Below are 19,361 nucleotides of genomic sequence, written 5' to 3' on the forward strand. Positions count from 1 at the left end.
CTTCTTCCTTCTTAATAAATCACTTTAAGTCGGGATTCATCGCATCTGACGATATCCGCCAGATGCCGAAAGGCAGGTGCCACGGCTCGATGCGCATCCATTGAGTCTTGCCGTACCAGGTCCAGCGGTGCCCGTTCATGAGGTCTTCGCCGCGAGTTTCGGCATGATCTGGCAGGCCCAGCTCCCAGAGCGGAAGTTCGAAATGCGCTTCCTGAGCGTTGTGCGGGTCAAGGCTGATGGCGACCAGGATGAAGTTCTTGCGATCCGGGGTGCGCTTGCCGAAGTAAAGAATGTTGTCGTTGTAGGCCGTGTAGGCCTGGAAGCCGAGATGAGTCTGCAGCGCCGGGTTCTGGCGGCGGATGCGGTTGAGCTGAGCGATCTCGGCGACGATATTTCCCGGGGCGTGATAATCGCGCGGACGGATCTCGTATTTCTCGGAGTTGAGGTATTCCTCCTTGCCTGGGATCGGCGCGGACTCGCACAGCTCAAAGCCGGAATACATACCCCACAGGCCAGAGCCCATGGTCGCCAACGCCGCACGGATCAGAAAGCCGGGCCGACCGGAGTCATGCAGGAAGAAGGGATTGATATCCGGGGTATTGACGAAGAAGTTTGGCCGATAACAGTCGCGCAGCGGGTGCTGGTTCAGCTCCGTGAAGTACTCGCTCAGCTCGGCCTTGTTGTTTCGCCAGGTGAAGTAGGTGTAGCTCTGGTTGAAACCGACCTTGCCGAGCCGCGCCATCATCGCCGGCTTGGTGAAGGCCTCAGAGAGGAACATCACGTCCGGGTCGCGTTCGCGGATATCGGCGATCAGCCATTCCCAGAACGGCAACGGCTTGGTGTGCGGGTTGTCGACGCGGAAGATCTTCACGCCCTGCTCCACCCAATGCCAGACGACGTCGCGCAGGGCGATCCAGAGGCCGGGCATGGCGTCTTCGGCGTAGAAGTCGACGTTGACGATGTCCTGGTACTTCTTGGGCGGGTTCTCGGCGTACTTGATGGTGCCGTCCGGCCGCCAGGAGAACCAGCCCGGGTGTTCGTTCAGCCAGGGGTGGTCTTGCGAACATTGGATGGCGAAATCGAGCGCGATTTCGAGCCCGTGTTCGCGCGACGCACGGACCAGTTCGCGGAAATCATCCAACGTGCCCAACTCGGGATGAATCGCATCGTGCCCGCCGGCTTCGCTACCAATGGCGTAAGGGCTGCCAGGATCGTTCGGCCCGGCCTCCAGGCTGTTGTTACGTCCCTTGCGATGCTTGCGGCCGATAGGATGGATCGGCGGGAAGTAGAGCACGTCGAACCCCATGTCGCGGATCGAGGGAAGCCGCTTGTGGACGTCACGAAAGGTGCCGTGGCGGTTCGGATCGTCGGTCTCCGAACGCGGGAACAGCTCGTACCAGCTCGCGAACTGTGCCAACGGCCGCTCCACTTCCAGCGGGAAGTTATGGGTCTGGCTGAGGTGCGAACGTGAGTCGGCATCGACCATGGCGGCAGCCGTTTCGCCCGCGAGCATCACCGAAACCCGCTCGTCGTCGAGGTGTGCCGAGTCCAACCGGTGTAGCAAATCCTCTAGCGTTGCGCGGGTTTCGCCTTGCGCCCGCGATATCGCCTGCTCCAGAAGAAGACGCCCCTCTTGAAGTTCAAGCTGCACGGGTACACCGGCGGCGTGCTTTTTCGAGAGTTCGTAACGGTAGGTCTCGTAGACATCCCACCAGGCTTCGATCATGAATTCATGCGTGGCGACCTGGGTCGGCGTGAACTGCCCTTCCCAACTGTCGTTGCCGAGCAGCTTGAGCCGTGCGCGCCGCCAGCCGTCCTCGCCCTTCATCCGCCAGCAGATGCTGGCGGCGAGCTGGTCGTGGCCGTCGGCAAAAATCTTGGCGGTGACGGTTACTGGGTGGCCAATGATTGCCTTGGCCGCAAAACGCCCGCCTTCGAGCGTTGGCTGGATCGCCTCGATGGCGATACGTGGGGTGCGCAGTGCTTGTTCCAGTCGGGGATGAATTGGGGCTTGGGGCTGTGCATCGCTCATCGAACGGGCTCCTGACGCGTGATCGGTGCGAAGGGAAAACCCGCGATGACGGGCTTTCTCGGGCTCTGTTCTTCCGAACCAATACACGCGACAAAAGTTCAGCCCAGGCGACCGCTACCGCCTGACGCAGAGCCGTTTCGCCTGTTAATAGCCATGGTCAGAGAGGTGGGCGCTGCCAGGCTTGTCAGCGAGCGGGCGGCTGCAGCGCTCGCTGATGCTGCTTCAGTCGCCAGGAATCAACAGCGGGTTGTAGCCAGTGCGGGCATAGGTGCCCTGCTCGGCCAGGAGCATGTCGAGGGCGAGACTGGCCAAGTCATCGGCGATGGGGTCTGCGCGGCCATGAATCTCTCGCTGCATCAGCTTCAAGTAGCTGTGGCAGCCGTCGCAGGTCTCGGCCTGCACTGGCAGCACGGCCTTACCGTGCTCGTCCTTCAGTTCGACATAAAGGAGCTTGCCGCCACTGTCGCAGACACTGCACTTGACGCGTTCCAGATGCCATTCTGTCGCGCACAAGGAGCAGTGCAGATACCGCACACCGCTGCGATGCCGTTCGTTATGCACCACGCTGGCTACCGGTGCCGAGCCACAGGTCGGGCACAAGGCGCGGGCTTCGCCCGTCGGCCGCTCGGGTGGGCGTGGCAGGCTTATCGCCAGCCGAGCCCAGCTCACCTGCAAAGCCGCGGCCACCAGCGGCAACAAGGGCCGCGTGGTCTCGTCTCCAGAGTTGGCCTCAAATACCGTTTCAGCCAGGGCATCCAGCGCGGCGCTGTCTTTGTGGCGCAGGGCGTCGATAAAAGGCCGCTGGCGTTCGCCAATGTGTAACTCCATCGCATCGAGCATGGCATTGAGATCGTCCTGCCAGCGAACGTCGCGCCGCAAAGCCGTGAAGCCCAGCGGCGGCATGCCGTGTTCGAGCGCCCTGTCGAACGCATCCGCCTGGGGGCGCCAGGCTGGCTCATGCTCGGTCAGCACCTGGTGCTGGGCCTGTACGACACGCGCCATGAAGGCCAGAAACTCATCAAGCGGTGGCACCTGTTCGACCAGCTCGCGCAGGCGAGTGGCACGCTTGCTGAACAACTTGGCATCCGGAAGTACCACATACGGCGCCTCCATGATCCCGGACGGCGCACTTCCATAGGTGTGGTTCACTACTGCTCCTCAGGTTCGTTTGGACGGCACGTCGCGGTTCGGCGACAGACCACCCGGATCGTCATAGCCTTCCTTGCGGCGCACTTCGTCATACCACAGGCCGTGATGATGCCGCGCCCAGGCGTGGCTTACCCGACCCTGCGTCATGGCCCTGATCGAGCCCTTCACCCAGATTGCCGAGTAGATATGGATCACCAGCGTGATGATCGCGATGAAGGCCGTGTAGGCATGGATAGTCACCGCCCAACGCAGTGCCCAAACCGGCATGTCATCGGCGATCCAGGGCCGCCACAGCACGAAACCGGTCACGAGCAGCACCGGTACCGTGGCGAGGAAGATCCAATAGACGAGCTTCTGCCCGGCGTTGTTCTTGCCTACCGGCGGCAGCCGCTCGTCACGGTTGCCCAGCACGTCACGGATCTGCTTTACCCACTGAACATCATGCCGGCGGATTAGGTTGTCGCGAAAAAAGCGCACCGCCTGGATGACGAAGAACAGCGACATGAACACTCCGATGTAGGGGTGCACGATGCGCGTAGGTTCCGGCCCGCCGAACAGCGCTGTCAGGCCGAAGAACGCCGGGTAGAACAAAGCCAGCCCGCTGAGCACGAGCAGCACGAAGCTGATCGCGATCAGCCAGTGGTTGACGCGCGTCCACCAGCCGTACCGCAGGATGCCGTGCTTGACGTTCGAATGGCTCATAACCTGTCCTCCCCGCGCCGGTCGAGGTCGCGATCGGCCGCAGCGAGCTCGGGATCGGGATCATCCTCCGGCTCCTCCTTCGGCCCCTTCATGACGTAGTGGAAGAAGCCGGCCAGCACCGACATGCCGAGCGCCACGGACATGATCGGCTTGGTCACACCCTTCCACAGCTCCACCGTCGGGCTGATGTGCGGGTCTTTCGGCAGGCCGCTGTAGATCTCCGGCTTGTCGGCGTGCTGCAACACGTACACCACGTGGGTGCCGCCTACGCCCGCTGGGTCATAAATCCCGGCGTTCTCGTATCCCCGGCCCTTGAGGTGTTCGACCCGGTGCGCGCCGTAGTCGAGCATGTCTTCCTTGGTGCCGAACATGATCGCCGAGGTCGGGCAGCTCTTGACGCATGCGGGCTCCAGCCCGTGATAAACGCGGTCGGAGCACAGCGTGCATTTGTAGGCCTTGTTGTCTTTTTTCGATATCCGGGGAATATCGAACGGGCAGCCGGCCACACAGTAACCGCAACCAATACAGTGCTCGGAGTTGAAGTCCACGATGCCGTTGGCGTACTGCACGATGGCGCCAGGCGAAGGGCAGGCCTTGAGGCAACCCGGCTCGGCGCAATGCATGCAGTTGTCCTTACGGATCAGCCACTCGAGGTTGCCCTGCTCGTCCTCGTATTCGGAAAAGCGCATGACCTCGAACGACTCCGGCGATAAGTCCTGAGGGTTGTTGTAGGTGCCATCGCATTCACCGACGTCGTCACGCAGGTCATTCCATTCCGAACATGCCACCTGGCAGGCCTTGCAGCCGATGCACACGGAGACGTCGATTAGTTTGGTGACCTTCTCGACGCCCCCGTGCCGCACCTGCGGCGAGGGGGTCGTCGTGGCCGATCGGGCGATGATGTTCTGCAGGTTGATCTGGTCGCCTCGCATCAGACGGCACCTCCGATTTTCTCCACGTTCACCAGGAACGACTTGAACTCTGGTGTCTGGGTATTCCCGTCACCCACGAAAGGCGTCAGGGTGTTGGTCAAGTGCGCCTTCTTCGCGACGCCCTTGAACCCCCAGTGGATGGGAATGCCGATCTGATGCACGGTGCGACCATCGATCTGCAACGGCACCATGCGTTTCGTCACCACGGCAACCGCCGTGATGTAGCCGCGCTTGGATGTGACGCGCACGCGCTCCCCTGCCACGATGCCCAGCTCGCTAGCCAGCACCTCGCTCATCTCAATGAATTTCTCCGGCTGGGCGATGGCGTTGAGGCGCACATGGGTCGTCCAGTAATGGAAATGCTCAGTGAGGCGGTAGGTAGTCGCCGCGTACGGGAACTCCTTGTTGCTGCCGAACGAGTCACGGTCCTGCTCGAACACCCGCACCGCCGGATTGTGCAGTGCCAGCGGGTTGTCCGGGTTCAATGGATTGCGATCGATCGGGCTCTCCATCGGCTCGTAGTGTTCAGGGAACGGGCCTTCGTTGAGCCACTCACAGGCGAAAAAATGACCGCCGCCCGTCTGCGTCACGATGAACGGCCGTACGCCCTGTGATGGTGGCGAGTTGATCGGGAAGTCCGGCACATCGGCACCGGTCCAGCGCTCACCGTTCCACCAGACGAACGCCTTGTTCGGCGCCCAAGGCGTGCCATCGGGCCGAGCGGAGGCGCGGTTGTAGAGCAACCGGCGGTTCATCGGCCAGGCCCATGCCCAACCGAGCGTGTTGCCGGTGTTGTATGGGTCGGCATTGTCCCGCCGCGCCATCATGTTGCCTTCCTGCGGCCAGGCGCCGGAGTAGATCCAGCAGCCGCAGGCGGTAGAACCATCCGCGCGCAGCTCGCTGAAATCCTTCAGCTGCTCGCCCTCGCGCCGGATGACATTGCCAGCGTCGTCCGTAATGTCCGCAAGCGCCCGGCCGTTGTACTCCATGGCCAGCTCGTGGGCTTTCGGGAAATCCGGATCCTTGTAATTCCAGGTGAGATTCAGGATCGGATCCGGGAAGGCTCCGCCCTCTTCTTTGTACATCTCCCTCAGGCGCAGGAAGACCTCAGCGAGAATTTCCGTGTCGGTCATCGCCTCGCCTGGCCCAGGTGCTGCCTTCTCATGCCATTGAAGCCAACGAGAGCTGTTGGTAATCGAGCCATCGTCTTCGGCGAAACAGGTCGTTGGCAGCCGGAACACTTCAGTCGCGATCTGCGACGGGTCGACATCGTGGTATTCGCCGAAGTTCTTCCAGAACTCGCCTGTCTCGACCTTCAGCGGATCCATGATCACCAGGTACTTGAGCTTCGACAGGCCATCGAACACCTTCGCCTTGTTCGGGAACGCCGCAAGGATGTTGAAGCCTTGGCAGAAGGCGCCCGTCATCTTGCCCAGCGTCATGTCGTTTACGGCATACAGCACGTCGTAGATCGGTTCCGAGAGCTTGGGCAGCCAGTCGTAGCACCAGTTGTTTTCCTGGGTCGCGACGTCGCCATACCAGTCCTTCATCAGGCTGACGAAGAAGCGCTCGTAGAACTTCCAGTACGACACCTCGCCTTCGAGTAACGGCAGCTTGACGCGGGTCTTCATGTAGTCCTGATACGACTGCAGATTCACCGACGGCAGGTTCATGTAGCCCGGCAACAGGTTCGACAGTAGACCGATGTCGGTCAGGCCCTGGATGTTGGAATGCCCACGCAGCGCGTTCACGCCGCCGCCGGGCATACCCATGTTGCCGAGCAGTAGCTGAACCATGGCGCCGCAGCGGATGATCTGCGACCCGATGGTGTGCTGCGTCCAGCCAAGCGCGTACAGGATGGTCATCGTTTTGTCGGGGGCCGAGGTCTGCGCCATCAGGTCCCATAGCTGCAGGACCGTCTCCTTCGGCATCCCACAGATGTTCTCGACCTGGTCGACCGTGTAGCGGCTGTAGTGCTGGCGTAGCAGCTGGAAGACGCAGCGTGGGTTCTGCAAGCTCACGTCGCGACGGGCGAAGCCGTTTTCGTCGAGCTCGAAGTTCCATGTCTTGCGGTCGTAGTTGTGCTTGTCCGGGTTGTAGCCGGTGAACAAGCCTTCATGAAAGCCGAAGCCCTCGGCTACGATGAGGCTCGCATCGGTGTACTCGAGCACGTACTCGTGGGCGTAGCGGTCGGTTTCGATCAGGTAGTTGATGAAACCGCCGAGAAAGGCGATATCCGTCCCTGTCCGTAGCCAGGCGTGATAGTCCGCCACCGCCGTGGTGCGGTTAAACCGCGGGTCGATGGAGATCAGGATCGCATTGCTGCGTTCCTTGGCTTTGATTACCCAGCGGAAACCGACAGGGTGCGCTTCAGCGGAGTTGCCGCCCATGGACAGGATGACATTGGCGTTGGCAATGTCGGTCCAGTGGTTCGTCATGGCACCGCGACCAAATGTTGGGGCAAGACCTGCCACCGTTGGTCCGTGTCAGACGCGCGCCTGGTTGTCCAGTTTGAGGATGCCGAGCGCGCGGGTGATCTTCTGCGTCAGATAGGCCGTTTCGTTGGTGCAGGCCGAGGCCGCCACCATCGAGGTCGTCATCCAACGGTTGACCAACCTGCCCTGCTCGTCGTGCGTCTCGAAATTACGATCGCGGTCATCCTTCATGTGCCGGGCGATGCGGCTGTAAGCCTCTTCCCAACTGATGCGCTTCCACTCGTTGGTGTAAGGCTCGCGAACTTCGGGGTATTTCACCCGTGATTCGCTCTTGATGAAATCCAGCACGCCCGCGCCCCGTGGGCAGAGCGAGCCGCGGCTGACCGGGTGGTCTGGGTCGCCTTCGACATGGTAGATCTCGTCGACCACATTGGCCGCACCGTCCCCACGTGCGTACAGCAACATGCCGCAACCCACCGAGCAGTAGGTGCAGATGTTGCGGGTAATTTTGGCGCCGGTCAGTTTGAAGTGACGTATCGACGCGACGGCTTCATCAGGCGCAAATCCCATCATTGCCATGCTCGAGGCGCCCACACCGGCCGCACCGAACTTCAGGAACTGTCGCCGGGATACTCGCACGGTCATCGGTATCTCCTGCTACTTGTTATGTCTGCCTCATCGGATCAATCGACTCCAGCCTCTCTGGGATGGTTCCTCCAGCGCGACAAGGCATGCGCATACGGCTGCGCTACCACAAGGCTAGCCGATGATCTGGCGATGGAAAGTTTTCTCCTGCTACTCGCGACCGGTGACCGATGCGAGCAGGCGGCTGGAGAGTGATTGGCGGATCGAGCCGAAATCGGCCCAGGGGTCCCGCTCGAGCGCGTCTAAACGCTCATGGACGTTGAGAATGGTCCAGCGGTTGGCCGCGCCCAGGCTTTCCAGCTCGTCGCGGCGCACGGGCATCGACACCGGCAGGCCAGCCCTCGCGCGCGCGGAATACGCCGCGACGGTGCTGGCACCGCGCTGGTTGCGCAGGTAGTCGACGAAGATCTTGCCGACCCGGTTCTTGGGCCCCATCTTGGCCACGATCCGCTCGGGGGATTCCTTGGTCAGCCGAACGGTCACGGCGCGGGCGAATTCACTGGCGCATTCCCAGCTGCTGCGCCGGTCGATTGGCACCACCACATGCATGCCACGCCCACCACTGGTCTTTAGGAACGCGCGCAGCCCTAGGCTATCGAGCAAGTCCAGCGTCAGGCACGTCGCCTCGATCATTCGCGCCCAGGGCAGCTCGGGATCGGGATCGAGATCGAATACCAGGCGATCCGGCCGATCGATGCGGTCGCTATGGGCATTCCAGGTGTGAAACTCGACCGTGCCCATTTGTGACGCCTCGACAATGGCCGTCACGCTGTCGGCCTGGATCAGGCGGGCATGTTCCGGATCGAGCGACTTGGGCAGTACCTTCATGTGCGGCATCTTCAACCGGCCGCAATGCCGCTGGAAAAAGCTTTCGCCGTCCACCCCATCCGGAGCGCGGACGATGGACAGTGGGCGGCCGGCCAGATGCGGCATCAACCGATCGCCAACGGCCAGGTAATACTCGGCGAGTTGCAGCTTGGTGGCGCCGCTGTGCGAATCGATGACGCGCTGGGGGTTGCTGATACCAATGCCGCCCACCTCGGGGCGGGCCTTGCCGGGCTTCGCGGGCATGCAGCCTCCTGATCCGTCAACTGGCCTTCTTGCTGCTGGATTTGCTCGCGGCGGGCTTGCGCGTGCCGGTTGCCTTACTCGTTGCCGCTTTGCTGCTGGTGCTGGACTTGCTCGCCGTGGCCTTGGCTGGCGCCTTCTTGGCTGTGCCCGACTTGCTCGCCGGACGCCGCGCCGGGGCGGCCTCTTCCTCATCGCCTTCATCGGCATCGGCGGTCTCTTCCGGTGCTGGCTTTTTCGCCGACTTGCCGGCGAGGCTGCGCTTGAGTAGCTCGGTAAGGTCGATGACATCGGCGCTGCGCCGATCGACGGCTTCTTCCGGCCCACCGACCGCTTCCAGCTTGCCTTCGCGCGCTTTGGTTTCGACCAGGTCCATGATCTGGTCCTGGAAGGTGTCTTTGTACTGGGCCGGGTCCCAGTTTTCGCTCATGTCCTCGACCAGACGCTTGGCCATGTCCAGCTCACGTGGATTGAGGTCGGCGTTGAGCGCTTCGTCCTTCATCTCCAGGTATTCGACACCGCGCACCTCGTCGGCCCAGCGCAAGGTATTCATCACCAGCGCCTTGCCGAGCGGCATCACAACGGCCAGGTGCTGCTTGTTGCGTAGCACGACGTTGGCGATGCCCACTTTTCCGGTCTGGAACAGGGTTTCGCGCAGCAGAGCGTAGACCTTCTCGCCTCGGCGATCGGGCGTGAGGTAGTAGGGGGTGTCGATATACAGGAAGGAAATATCCTTGGCATCGACGAAGGCAATGATGTCAACGGTCTGCGTCGCCTTTGGGTGAGCGGACTTGATCTCATCATCGCTGATGACGACGTAATGCCCCTTTTCATACTCGACGCCTTTGACGATGTTTTCGCTGTCGATGTCTTCGCCGGTGGTCTTGTTGATACGTTTGTAGCCAACGCGGTCCATGCTGCGCTTGTCGAGCCAATCGAAGTCGATGCCTTGTCGCGTAGTGGCCGGCACCAGTGCCACCGGAATATGTACCAGTCCGAAGCTGACTGCGCCTTTCCAGATCGTACGAGGCATGGGCTATCTCCTGAGGGGGGCTGGATCAGCCGTTCACGACCGTGCCGCCATTGACGTGAATGACCTGCCCACTGACGTACGAGGCGTCGCTGCTGGCCAGGTACACATACGCTGGTGCCACCTCGTCGGGCTGGCCCGGGCGCTTGAGCGGGACGTTGGCGCCGAATTCGGCGACCTTGTCCGCGTCGAAGGTCGATGGGATAAGCGGCGTCCAGATCGGACCCGGCGCGACTGAATTGACCCGGATTCCGCGCTCGGCCAGGCTCATCGACAACGCCCGGGTGAAGGCCACGATGGCGCCCTTGGTCGAGCTGTAGTCGATCAACATCGGGTTGCCCTTGTAGGCGGTAACCGAGCTGGTGTTGATGATCGAAGCGCCTTGCTTCAAGTGCGGCAGCGCGACCTGGGTCATCTGAAACATACCGAAGACATTGGTGCGGAACGTCTTTTCCCATTGCTCAGGAGGGATGTCCTCGAAGGCCTTCTGTGGGTGTTGCTCGGCGGCATTGTTGACGAGAATGTCGAGCTTGCCGAAGCGGGCAATCGTCTCGTCGACTACTTTGCGGCAGGTGTCGCGATCGGCGACGTCACCTGCAAACGTCAGGCACTGGCGCCCCTGCTCTTCTACGACCTTGCGGGTCTGTTCGGCATCCTGGTGTTGATCGAGGTAGAGGATGACGACGTCCGCGCCTTCTCTCGCGAACAGTACGGCCACCGAGCGGCCGATGCCGCTGTCGCCACCGGTGATCACCGCGACCTTGCCCTGCAGTTTGCCGGCAGCCTTGTAGTCCTCGCCCCGATACTGCGGGCGCGGGTTCATTTCGCCTTCCTTGCCGGGCTCGGGTTGTTGCTGCGGGGGTAGCGTCTGGTTATCGGACATTCATCGCCTCCATGAAACGGGTGTGAGACCTGTCTTCGGAGGACTGAGCGGCTGCGGTAAAAGTTTCGATGGCGCGATGAGAGGCCCGCGGCGGCATGCTCGCTGGGTCAAAGGCAACAGCTGATGTTGAGTGACGAATAGGGGCTGGGTGCGTCAGGCGGCAGGCTTGGCCAGCCGCCTGCGATGCTCACTCCACGCGCAAGGCGACGCGCCCGCGTGGGACGCCGCTTTCGACGTATTCGTGGGCGGCGACCACTTCGTCGAAGCTGAACTCACGGTCGAGCTGCGGCGTGATCAGCCGGTCGGCCGTCAGTTGGTTGATATGCCGAAGCGCGCGGCCGAGCGCCTCGCAATTCTGCTCGATGCCGAGTTCCGGCTGTCCAGTGAAATCACACAGGCAATGCAGGAAGAACTTGAAGTTCTTCTGGAACGCCGCACACGCCGGGAAAGCCGTTTCGTTGCCGCCGTTGAGCCCGTAGAGGATCAGCTTGCCGCGCGGCGCGATGACATCGCCCAGCAGCTTCATCTGGGAGCCGCCGCAGCCATCGAGCACCACCTCGACGCCGGCGCCGCCAGTAATTTTCTGCAGGCGGCCGACCAGGTCCTCTTCCTCGGTGACGATCACCGTCTCGGCTCCTAGCTCGCGCATGAAATCCCGGTCATCGCTGGTATCACACGTTGCGATCACCCGCCCGCCCAGGGCCTTGGCCAGCTGTACCGCAATCGGTCCGGTGCAGTGCCGGGCCTGGGTGACCAGCACGTGCTGGCCTGGCTCGAGCTGCGCCAGTTCGACCAGCGCGAAATAAGCGACCAGTGCCGGGGTGTAGTGAATGCAAGCCTCGGCTGCGCCGAGCATGTCAGGGTAGTGGACGAGCGAGGTATGCGGCAGCAAGACCTGCTCGGCATAGAGCGGATACTGGTTCAGATCGTGGCCGGGAAAGCTGGCTACCCGGTCGCCGACGGCAAAGCCGTCCACATCTTCGCCTACCGCGAGCACTTCCCCTGCGATCTCGCTACCCAACCCAGCCGGCAGCTGCGCCTTGCGTGGCGCGAGATTCTGCCGCCAGAGCACGTCGTTCCAGCTCACGCCGATGGCCCTGACGCCCACCAGTACCTCACCGGGCCCGGGCCGCGGGGTCTCCCGCTGCTCGTAGCGCAGCACCTCGGCTGGACCGAACTGGTGAAAACGAATGATGCGGGACATGAAAAAGACCCCTCGATTACAACTGTGGGAGTGACTCTATCTGCACCGACAGCACAACTCCAGCCGCCGATACCGCATTCCTTTCGATAGTCGCCATGTCCACGAATGATGATCCGCTGTATGTAATGTCGTACTCGATCTGCAGTTTTGTGCATTTGCAAAGCGGAAATCGACATGCCCGGCGCGTAGGGTTGTGTCTAGAATGCTGACGCACACCCCAAAGGTCAGCTGCATTCCTTTCTGACCCCAGCTTGAAGTGAATGGCATGAATCGCAACGATCTGCGCCGCGTCGACCTGAACTTGTTGATCGTCTTCGAAACGCTGATGCACGAGCGCAGCGTGACGCGGGCGGCTGAAAAACTGTTTCTTGGGCAACCTGCGATCAGCGCAGCCCTGGCTCGCCTGCGTACGTTGTTCGACGATCCACTGTTCGTCCGGACCGGGCGCAGCATGGAGCCGACGGCCCGTGCCCAGGAGATCGCCGGGCTGCTGTCGCCGGCACTCGACTCCATCTCGACGGCGGTGAGCCGTGCCGCGAGCTTCGATCCGGCTACCAGCGAACTGGTTTTCCGCATCGGTTTGACCGACGAGGTGGAGTTCGCCCTGCTGCCGCAAATGCTCCGCCGAATCCGTGCCGAGGCGCCGGGCGTGGTGCTCGTGGTCAGGCGCGCTAACTACCTGCTGATGCCTGGGCTGCTGGCCTCGGGGGAAATCTCGGTCGGTGTCTGCTACACCGAGGAGTTGCCAGCCAACGCGAAGCGCAAGGTGCTGCGCCGGCCCAAACCGATGCTGCTGCGTGCCGACAGCATTCCCGGGCGAATGACCATGGAAGACTACTGTTCACGGCCGCATGCGATGGTGTCGTTCGCCGGGGACCTCAACGGTTATATCGATGAGGAACTGGCCCTGCACGGTTGCAAGCGTAAGGTCGTGCTGGCCGTCCCGCAGTTCAACGGCCTGGCCAGCCTGCTCGCCGGAACTGACCTGGTGGCAACAGTCCCGGACTATGCGGCCGAAGCCTTGGCCGCGCGCGGCGGCGTGCGCGCAGAACCCCTGCCCTTCGAGACCAGCCAGGACTTCGAACTGTCCATGGCGTGGCGCGGCGCCCAGGACAACGACCCGGCCGAGCGGTGGCTGCGGTCGCGGATTCAGATGTTCGTGGGTGATCCGGATAGTTTGTAGCGCCCGACGTAGCTGCACCGACCGCATCGCTGGTCGATATAAACGCCCGCAACATCATCCCCAATGATATTCACCTTCGGCTCGTTCGATTTCTGCATTGCGAGCCCACCACGCACACTCCGCACCATCGATAAAAAACGATTGCGGAGCCAAGCATGGAACGTTCACTCAACGCGTTGCGTTATCCCCTGGTTGCCCTTGCGGCAACCCTCGTGGCCGCGTGCGGGAAAGCACCGGAAGCGACCGAGGCCGCAGCAGCGCCCCCGCCAGCCGTCAGCGTCGCCCAGGTCATCGAACAACAGGTCACCGAATGGGACGAATTGACCGGGCGGCTCGAAGCACCCGAGTCCGTCGAGATTCGGCCACGGGTATCCGGCTTCATCGACAAGGTCGCTTTCGAGGAAGGTGAGCTGGTCAAGAAGGGCGACCTCCTCTTCCAGATCGATCCACGTCCGTTCGAAGCGCAGGTCAAACGGTTACAGGCCGAGCTGCAACAGGCCCTCGCCACCCAGCGCCGTACCGCTAGCGAGGCGGAGCGTGGCGAGCGTCTGAGGGCTAACAACGCCATTTCGGCAGAACTGGCCGATGCTCGCGTGAGCGCCGCCAGCGAAGCCAAATCCGCCACGGCCGCGATCCAGGCGCAACTCGACGCCGCCAAGCTGGACCTCAGTTTTACCCGCGTCACCGCGCCAATCAATGGCCGCGTCGGCCGCGCGATGATAACCGCGGGTAACCTGGTCAACGCGGGTGAGGCGCTGCTGACCACGTTGGTCTCGACCGACAAGGTCTACGCCTATTTCGAAGCGGACGAGCGCACCTACCTGAAGTATCGCGAACTGGCGCGCAACGGCTCACGTGGTGAAGAAACGCCGGTCTACCTGGGGCTTTCCGACGAAGACGGCCATCCTCATTTGGGCCACATGGACTTCATCGACAATCAGGTCGACCCGCGTACCGGCACCATCCGCGGGCGCGCCGTGTTCGACAACCGTGACGGCAGCTTCACCCCGGGGCTCTACGCGAGGCTGAAGCTGGTCGGCAGCGCCACCTACGAGGCGGTGTTGATCAAGGACGTCGCGGTGGGGACTGACCTCGGCAAGAAGTTCGTCCTGGTGTTGGGCGAGGACGGCAAGGTCAGCTACCGCGCCGTCGAACTGGGGCCAAAGCTCGAAGGGCTGCGCATCGTTCGCAACGGCCTCGACGAGGGCGAAACCATCGTCGTGAACGGGCTCCAGCGCGTCCGCCCAGGCAGCCCGGTAACCCCGGAAACCGTGCCCATGGCGGATGCAGACACTCTCGCTGCACTGAAAGAGCAGAACCGCGCTATCACGGCCGCGTTCAAGACGGAGCTCGTCGACCGCACCGTGACGGGCCGCCCCAGTAGCTGAGCCGCGCTAATCCGCGCCAGCGGGCCCGCAAAAACAACATTCGATTCCGTCAGGGCGCGTCAGGCGCGCCCTTTACCCCGGAGTGCGTCATGAATTTCTCGCAATTCTTCATTCAGCGGCCGATCTTCGCGGCGGTGCTGTCCCTGATTATCCTCATTGGGGGCGCCATCTCGCTGTTCCAGCTGCCGATCAGCGAATACCCGGAAGTGGTGCCGCCAACCGTGGTGGTGCAGGCCAACTTCCCCGGCGCCAACCCAAAGGTGATCGGTGAAACCGTCGCGTCGCCGCTGGAGCAGGCCATCACCGGCGTGGAAGGCATGCTCTACATGTCGTCCCAGGCGACGGCCGACGGCAAGCTCAAGCTGACCATCACCTTTGCGCTCGGCACTGATCTGGACAACGCACAGGTGCAGATCCAGAACCGCGTCACGCGGACCATGCCGACGTTGCCGACCGAAGTCCAGCGGCTCGGCGTAACGGTGGACAAGGCCTCGCCCGATCTGACGATGGTCGTGCACCTGACATCGCCCGATAACCGCTATGACATGCTTTACCTGTCGAACTACGCGGCGCTCAACGTCAAGGACGAGCTCGCGCGGCTAGACGGCGTGGGCGATGTGCAGCTGTTCGGCATGGGTGACTACTCGCTGCGGGTGTGGCTGGACCCGAACAAGGTCGCCTCGCGCAACCTCACCGCGACCGATGTAGTGAATGCCATCCGCGAGCAGAACCGCCAGGTAGCCGCGGGAGCGCTGGGCGCACCGCCTGCGCCAGGCGCGACGGACTTCCAGCTATCGATCAACACCCAGGGCCGTCTGGTCACCGAAGACGAGTTCGAGAACATCATCGTGCGGGCCGGCAGTGACGGCGAGATCACTCGCCTGCGCGACATTGCACGGATCGAGCTGGGTTCCAGCCAATACGCCCTGCGCTCACTGTTGAACAATCAACCCGCTGTGGCCATTCCGGTGTTCCAGCGGCCCGGATCAAACGCCATCGAGATTTCCGACTCGGTGCGCGCGCGCATGGCCGAACTCAAGCAGGAATTCCCGCAGGGTGTGGACTACGAAATCGTCTACGACCCGACGATCTTCGTGCGCGGCTCCATCGAAGCGGTGGTACACACCTTGCTCGAGGCCATCGTCCTGGTGGTGCTGGTCGTCATCTTGTTCCTGCAGACCTGGCGCGCTTCGATCATCCCGTTGGCCGCCGTACCGGTATCGTTGATCGGCACCTTCGCGGTCATGCACATGCTCGGCTTCTCGCTCAATGCGTTGTCACTGTTTGGCCTTGTGCTGGCGATCGGCATAGTGGTGGACGATGCGATCGTGGTCGTCGAGAACGTCGAGCGGAACATCGGCCTCGGCAAATCGCCGGTGGACGCCACCAAGCAGGCGATGAAGGAAGTAACCGGGCCAATCATCGCCACGGCACTGGTCTTGTGCGCGGTGTTCATCCCGACCGCGTTCATCTCCGGCCTCACCGGCCAGTTCTACCAACAATTCGCATTGACCATCGCCATTTCCACTGTGATCTCGGCGTTCAACTCGCTGACCCTGTCCGCTGCCCTTGCCGCCGCCTTGCTGCGCGGGCATGACGCACCGAAGGACGGCTTCTCCCGTCTGTTGGACAAACTGTTCGGCGGCTGGCTTTTCGCGCCGTTCAACCGCGTGTTCGACCGCGCCAGTCATGGCTACGTCGGTGCGGTCCGGCGCATTCTGCGGGGTAGCGGCATTGCGCTGGTGGTCTACGTCGGCCTGGTCGGCCTCGGCTATCTGGGTTTTGCCAGCACACCGACCGGCTTCGTACCGCCGCAGGACAAGCAATACCTGGTCGCATTCGCCCAGCTGCCTGATGCGGCCACGCTGGATCGCACCGAGGACGTGATCAAGCGCATGTCGCAGATCGCCGCCGAGCATCCTGGCGTGGAAAACACCGTGGCGTTCCCGGGGCTCTCGATCAACGGCTTCACCAACAGCCCCAACAGCGGAATCGTCTTTACGCCGCTCAAGCCCTTCGACCAGCGCAAGGACCCCGCCCTTTCCGCCAATGCGATCGCGGCAGACCTGAACGGCCAGTTCGCGCAGATCCAGGATGCCTTCATCGCCATCTTCCCGCCGCCGCCTGTGCAGGGCCTGGGCACCATCGGTGGCTTCCGCGTGCAGGTGCAGGACCGTGGCAACCTGGGCTACGAGGAACTCTACAAGCAGGTTCAGAACGTCATCGCCAAGAGCGCCGACTATCCCGAGCTGGCCGGCCTGTTCACCAGTTATCAGGTGAACGTGCCGCAGGTCGACGCGGATATCGACCGTGAGAAGGCCAAGACGCACGGCGTGGCGATCGACCAGATCTTCGACACCATGCAGGTCTACCTGGGCTCGCTGTATGCGAACGACTTCAATCGCTTCGGCCGGACCTACCAGGTCAATGTGCAGGCCGAACAGAAGTTCCGGCTGACGCCTGACCAGATCGGCCAACTGAAGGTGCGCAACGACCGTGGCGAGATGGTCCCGCTGTCCACCTTCGTCAAAGTCAGCGACAGCGCAGGTCCCGACCGCGTGATGCACTACAACGGCTTCCTAACGGCCGAAATCAACGGCGCCGCCGCGCCGGGCTACAGCTCAGGCCAGGCCGAAGCTGCGATGGAGCGGCTGTTGAAAGCCGAATTGCCTAACGGCATGAGCTTCGAATGGACCGAGCTGACCTATCAGCAGATCCTGGCCGGCAACACCGCCATTTTCGTCTTCCCGCTCTGCGTATTGCTGGCCTTCCTGGTGCTCGCGGCGCAATACGAAAGCTGGAGCCTGCCGTTGGCGGTCATCCTGATCGTGCCGATGACGCTGCTCTCGGCCATCACGGGCGTGATCCTGTCCGGAGGCGACAACAATGTGTTCACCCAGATCGGCCTGATCGTGCTGGTCGGCCTGGCATGCAAGAACGCGATCCTCATCGTCGAGTTCGCCAAGGACAAGCAGGAGGAAGGCATGGACCGCCTGGCCGCGGTGCTTGAGGCCTGCCGCCTGCGGTTGCGGCCGATCCTGATGACCAGTTTCGCCTTCATCATGGGTGTGGTGCCGCTGGTGATCTCCACCGGTGCCGGTGCCGAGATGCGCCATGCCATGGGCGTCGCGGTATTCAGCGGCATGCTCGGCGTGACCTTCTTCGGCCTGCTGCTAACCCCCGTGTTCTATCTGTTGATCCGCGCCTTCGTCGAGAAGCGTGAGGCGCGCAAGGCTGTGTTCAAGGAGATCCCTGCATGAAGCCCTTCATCGCTACCCCGCTGTGGATGGCCGCGTTCCTGACTCTCGGCGCCTGCGCCGTGGGCCCGGACTACAAGACGCCCGACACCGCGACCGCGCAGATCGACCGGGCCGCCACCCCACCGTTCGACCGCAGCCGCTTCGAAGCAGCCTGGTGGCGCCAATTCGAGGACCCGACGCTCGACGCGCTGGTCGGCGAAGCGTTGGCGGAAAACCGCGAACTGCGTGTCGCATTCGCCCGCCTGCGCGCCGCTCGCTCGATCCGAGACGATGCAGCGAACGACCGTTTTCCGACGGTGACCGCCCGTTCAAGCGCCGAGATCGGCGAGGGCCAGCAGCCCGGGTTCACCGAGCAGCGAATCAACAGCGAGCGCTACGACCTGGGCCTGGACATGGCCTGGGAGCTGGACTTGTTCGGCCGTATCGAGCGCAGCATTCAAGCCAGCGAAGCGCGCAGCGACGCTGCTGCGGCTGAGCTCTATCAGCTTCAGGTCAGCCTGGTCGCCGAGTTGGTCGACGCTTATGGCCAGTTGCGTGGTGCACAACTACGCGAGCGTATCGCGCGGCAGAATCTGGATAACCAGCGCAATTCGCACCGCCTCACCGAGCAGCTGCGCGAGGCGGGTGTCGGTAGCGAGCTGGACGTGCTGCGTGCCGATGCGCGCCTGGCCGCGACGGAAGCCAGCCTGCCCTTGCTGCAGGCCCAGCAGACCCGAGCACGCAACCGCATCGCCACCCTGCTCGGCCAGCGCGCCGACAAACTCAGTGTCGACTTGTCTCCCCGTGAATTGCCAGCCATCGCCAAAGCACTCCCGATCGGCGACCCTGCCGAGCTGTTACGCCGTCGCCCGGACGTCATTGCCGCCGAACGCCGGCTGGCGGCGGCCACCGCTGATGTAGGCGTGGCAACGGCCGACCTGTTTCCGCGCGTGAGCCTGTCTGGTTTTCTCGGTTTCATCGCTGGTCGCGGATCGCAGATCGGCGCCAGCGCGGCGGAAGCCTGGTCGGTGGCGCCAAGCATCCGCTGGGCGGCCTTCGACATGGGCAGCGTACGGGCACGCTTGCGCGGCGCCGAGGCAGACGCCGACGGCGCACTGGCCAACTACGAGCAACAAGTGTTGCTGGCTCTTGAAGAATCGGAAAACGCGTTCAGCGATTACGCGAGGGCGCAGGAGCGGCTGCTTGCGCTGATCCGTCAATCAACGGCCAGCCGAGCAGCGGCCGAACAGGCCGAGGTGCGTTACCGCGAAGGCACGGCGGACTTCCTCGTGCTGCTCGACGCCGAGCGCGAACGACTCCAGGCCGAGGACGCCCAGGCGCAGGCTGAAGTCGAGCTCTATCAGGGTGTGGTCGCGCTGTACAAAGCGCTGGGGGGCGGCTGGCAACTCGGGCGCGGTTGAACATCCGCGGGCCGCTCTGCGTCGAGTGTCTCGGCATGCAGAGCGGCCCG

13 protein-coding genes are annotated in these 19,361 nt (G+C 62.7%); 4 read left to right on the forward strand and 9 right to left on the reverse strand.

Features of this window, described 5'->3' with window-relative positions; all coding sequences use genetic code 11:
- Positions 1-19 precede the first annotated feature (19 nt).
- From M1D78_RS11040 to M1D78_RS11080, 9 genes are all read right to left on the reverse strand, one after another.
- A complete protein-coding gene (locus M1D78_RS11040; protein WP_437419219.1) occupies positions 20-2,032 on the reverse strand; it encodes an alpha-1,4-glucan--maltose-1-phosphate maltosyltransferase in 2,013 nt (670 codons plus the stop codon).
- Positions 2,033-2,254: 222 nt separating this feature from the next.
- Positions 2,255-3,145: a formate dehydrogenase accessory protein FdhE gene (fdhE, locus tag M1D78_RS11045; protein WP_437420346.1), complete on the reverse strand. Its 891-nt coding sequence runs from the start codon at positions 3,143-3,145 to the stop codon at positions 2,255-2,257.
- Positions 3,146-3,190: 45 nt separating this feature from the next.
- Entirely contained in the window at positions 3,191-3,883 is a 693-nt protein-coding gene (locus tag M1D78_RS11050) for a formate dehydrogenase subunit gamma (protein ID WP_437419218.1), read from the reverse strand.
- Positions 3,880-4,815, reverse strand: coding sequence for a formate dehydrogenase subunit beta (fdxH, locus tag M1D78_RS11055; protein WP_437419217.1), 936 nt, complete (start codon positions 4,813-4,815; stop codon positions 3,880-3,882). Before fdxH ends, M1D78_RS11050 begins: the two co-directional genes overlap by 4 nt.
- Positions 4,815-7,889, reverse strand: coding sequence for a formate dehydrogenase-N subunit alpha (gene fdnG / locus M1D78_RS11060; protein WP_437420345.1), 3,075 nt, complete (start codon positions 7,887-7,889; stop codon positions 4,815-4,817). The genes fdxH and fdnG overlap by 1 nt, the downstream gene beginning before the upstream one ends.
- A 156-nt stretch (positions 7,890-8,045) precedes the next feature.
- The gene (gene ligD, locus M1D78_RS11065) at positions 8,046-8,966 is read right to left on the reverse strand and encodes a non-homologous end-joining DNA ligase (RefSeq protein ID WP_437419216.1); all 921 of its coding nucleotides are present in this window, start codon (positions 8,964-8,966) and stop codon (positions 8,046-8,048) included.
- 16 nt (positions 8,967-8,982) lie between these two features.
- Positions 8,983-9,996: a non-homologous end joining protein Ku gene (gene ku / locus M1D78_RS11070; RefSeq protein WP_437419215.1), complete on the reverse strand. Its 1,014-nt coding sequence runs from the start codon at positions 9,994-9,996 to the stop codon at positions 8,983-8,985.
- 25 nt (positions 9,997-10,021) lie between these two features.
- Entirely contained in the window at positions 10,022-10,876 is an 855-nt protein-coding gene (locus tag M1D78_RS11075; protein WP_437419214.1) for an SDR family oxidoreductase, read from the reverse strand.
- Positions 10,877-11,063: 187 nt separating this feature from the next.
- Complete coding sequence (locus M1D78_RS11080) at positions 11,064-12,080, reverse strand: zinc-dependent alcohol dehydrogenase family protein (protein WP_437419213.1); 1,017 nt, start codon at positions 12,078-12,080, stop codon at positions 11,064-11,066.
- 265 nt (positions 12,081-12,345) lie between these two features.
- Between M1D78_RS11080 and M1D78_RS11085 the strand changes: the two genes are divergently transcribed.
- The 4 genes from M1D78_RS11085 (at position 12,346) to M1D78_RS11100 (ending at position 19,311) form a co-directional block, all read left to right on the forward strand.
- Entirely contained in the window at positions 12,346-13,263 is a 918-nt protein-coding gene (locus M1D78_RS11085) for a LysR family transcriptional regulator (RefSeq protein ID WP_437419212.1), read from the forward strand.
- Between the two features lie 155 nt (positions 13,264-13,418).
- Entirely contained in the window at positions 13,419-14,651 is a 1,233-nt protein-coding gene (locus tag M1D78_RS11090; RefSeq protein ID WP_437419211.1) for an efflux RND transporter periplasmic adaptor subunit, read from the forward strand.
- A gap of 89 nt (positions 14,652-14,740) precedes the next feature.
- A complete protein-coding gene (locus tag M1D78_RS11095) occupies positions 14,741-17,911 on the forward strand; it encodes an efflux RND transporter permease subunit (RefSeq protein WP_437419210.1) in 3,171 nt (1,056 codons plus the stop codon).
- Complete coding sequence (locus M1D78_RS11100) at positions 17,908-19,311, forward strand: efflux transporter outer membrane subunit (RefSeq protein ID WP_437419209.1); 1,404 nt, start codon at positions 17,908-17,910, stop codon at positions 19,309-19,311. Before M1D78_RS11095 ends, M1D78_RS11100 begins: the two co-directional genes overlap by 4 nt.
- Positions 19,312-19,361: the final 50 nt, after the last annotated feature.

Source organism: Pseudomonas sp. SA195, from assembly GCF_054131565.1.

Bases quoted from the DNA above. Each gene is read 5' to 3' on its own strand.
- fdxH (WP_437419217.1), bottom strand. From the start codon at position 4,815: ATGCGAGGCGACCAGATCAACCTGCAGAACATCATCGCCCGATCGGCC.
- M1D78_RS11075 (WP_437419214.1), bottom strand. From the start codon at position 10,876: ATGTCCGATAACCAGACGCTACCCCCGCAGCAACAACCCGAGCCCGGC.
- M1D78_RS11080 (WP_437419213.1), bottom strand. From the start codon at position 12,080: ATGTCCCGCATCATTCGTTTTCACCAGTTCGGTCCAGCCGAGGTGCTG.
- M1D78_RS11085 (WP_437419212.1), top strand. From the start codon at position 12,346: ATGAATCGCAACGATCTGCGCCGCGTCGACCTGAACTTGTTGATCGTC.
- ku (WP_437419215.1), bottom strand. From the start codon at position 9,996: ATGCCTCGTACGATCTGGAAAGGCGCAGTCAGCTTCGGACTGGTACAT.
- M1D78_RS11040 (WP_437419219.1), bottom strand. From the start codon at position 2,032: ATGAGCGATGCACAGCCCCAAGCCCCAATTCATCCCCGACTGGAACAA.
- M1D78_RS11095 (WP_437419210.1), top strand. From the start codon at position 14,741: ATGAATTTCTCGCAATTCTTCATTCAGCGGCCGATCTTCGCGGCGGTG.
- M1D78_RS11100 (WP_437419209.1), top strand. From the start codon at position 17,908: ATGAAGCCCTTCATCGCTACCCCGCTGTGGATGGCCGCGTTCCTGACT.
- M1D78_RS11090 (WP_437419211.1), top strand. From the start codon at position 13,419: ATGGAACGTTCACTCAACGCGTTGCGTTATCCCCTGGTTGCCCTTGCG.
- ligD (WP_437419216.1), bottom strand. From the start codon at position 8,966: ATGCCCGCGAAGCCCGGCAAGGCCCGCCCCGAGGTGGGCGGCATTGGT.
- fdhE (WP_437420346.1), bottom strand. From the start codon at position 3,145: ATGGAGGCGCCGTATGTGGTACTTCCGGATGCCAAGTTGTTCAGCAAG.
- M1D78_RS11050 (WP_437419218.1), bottom strand. From the start codon at position 3,883: ATGAGCCATTCGAACGTCAAGCACGGCATCCTGCGGTACGGCTGGTGG.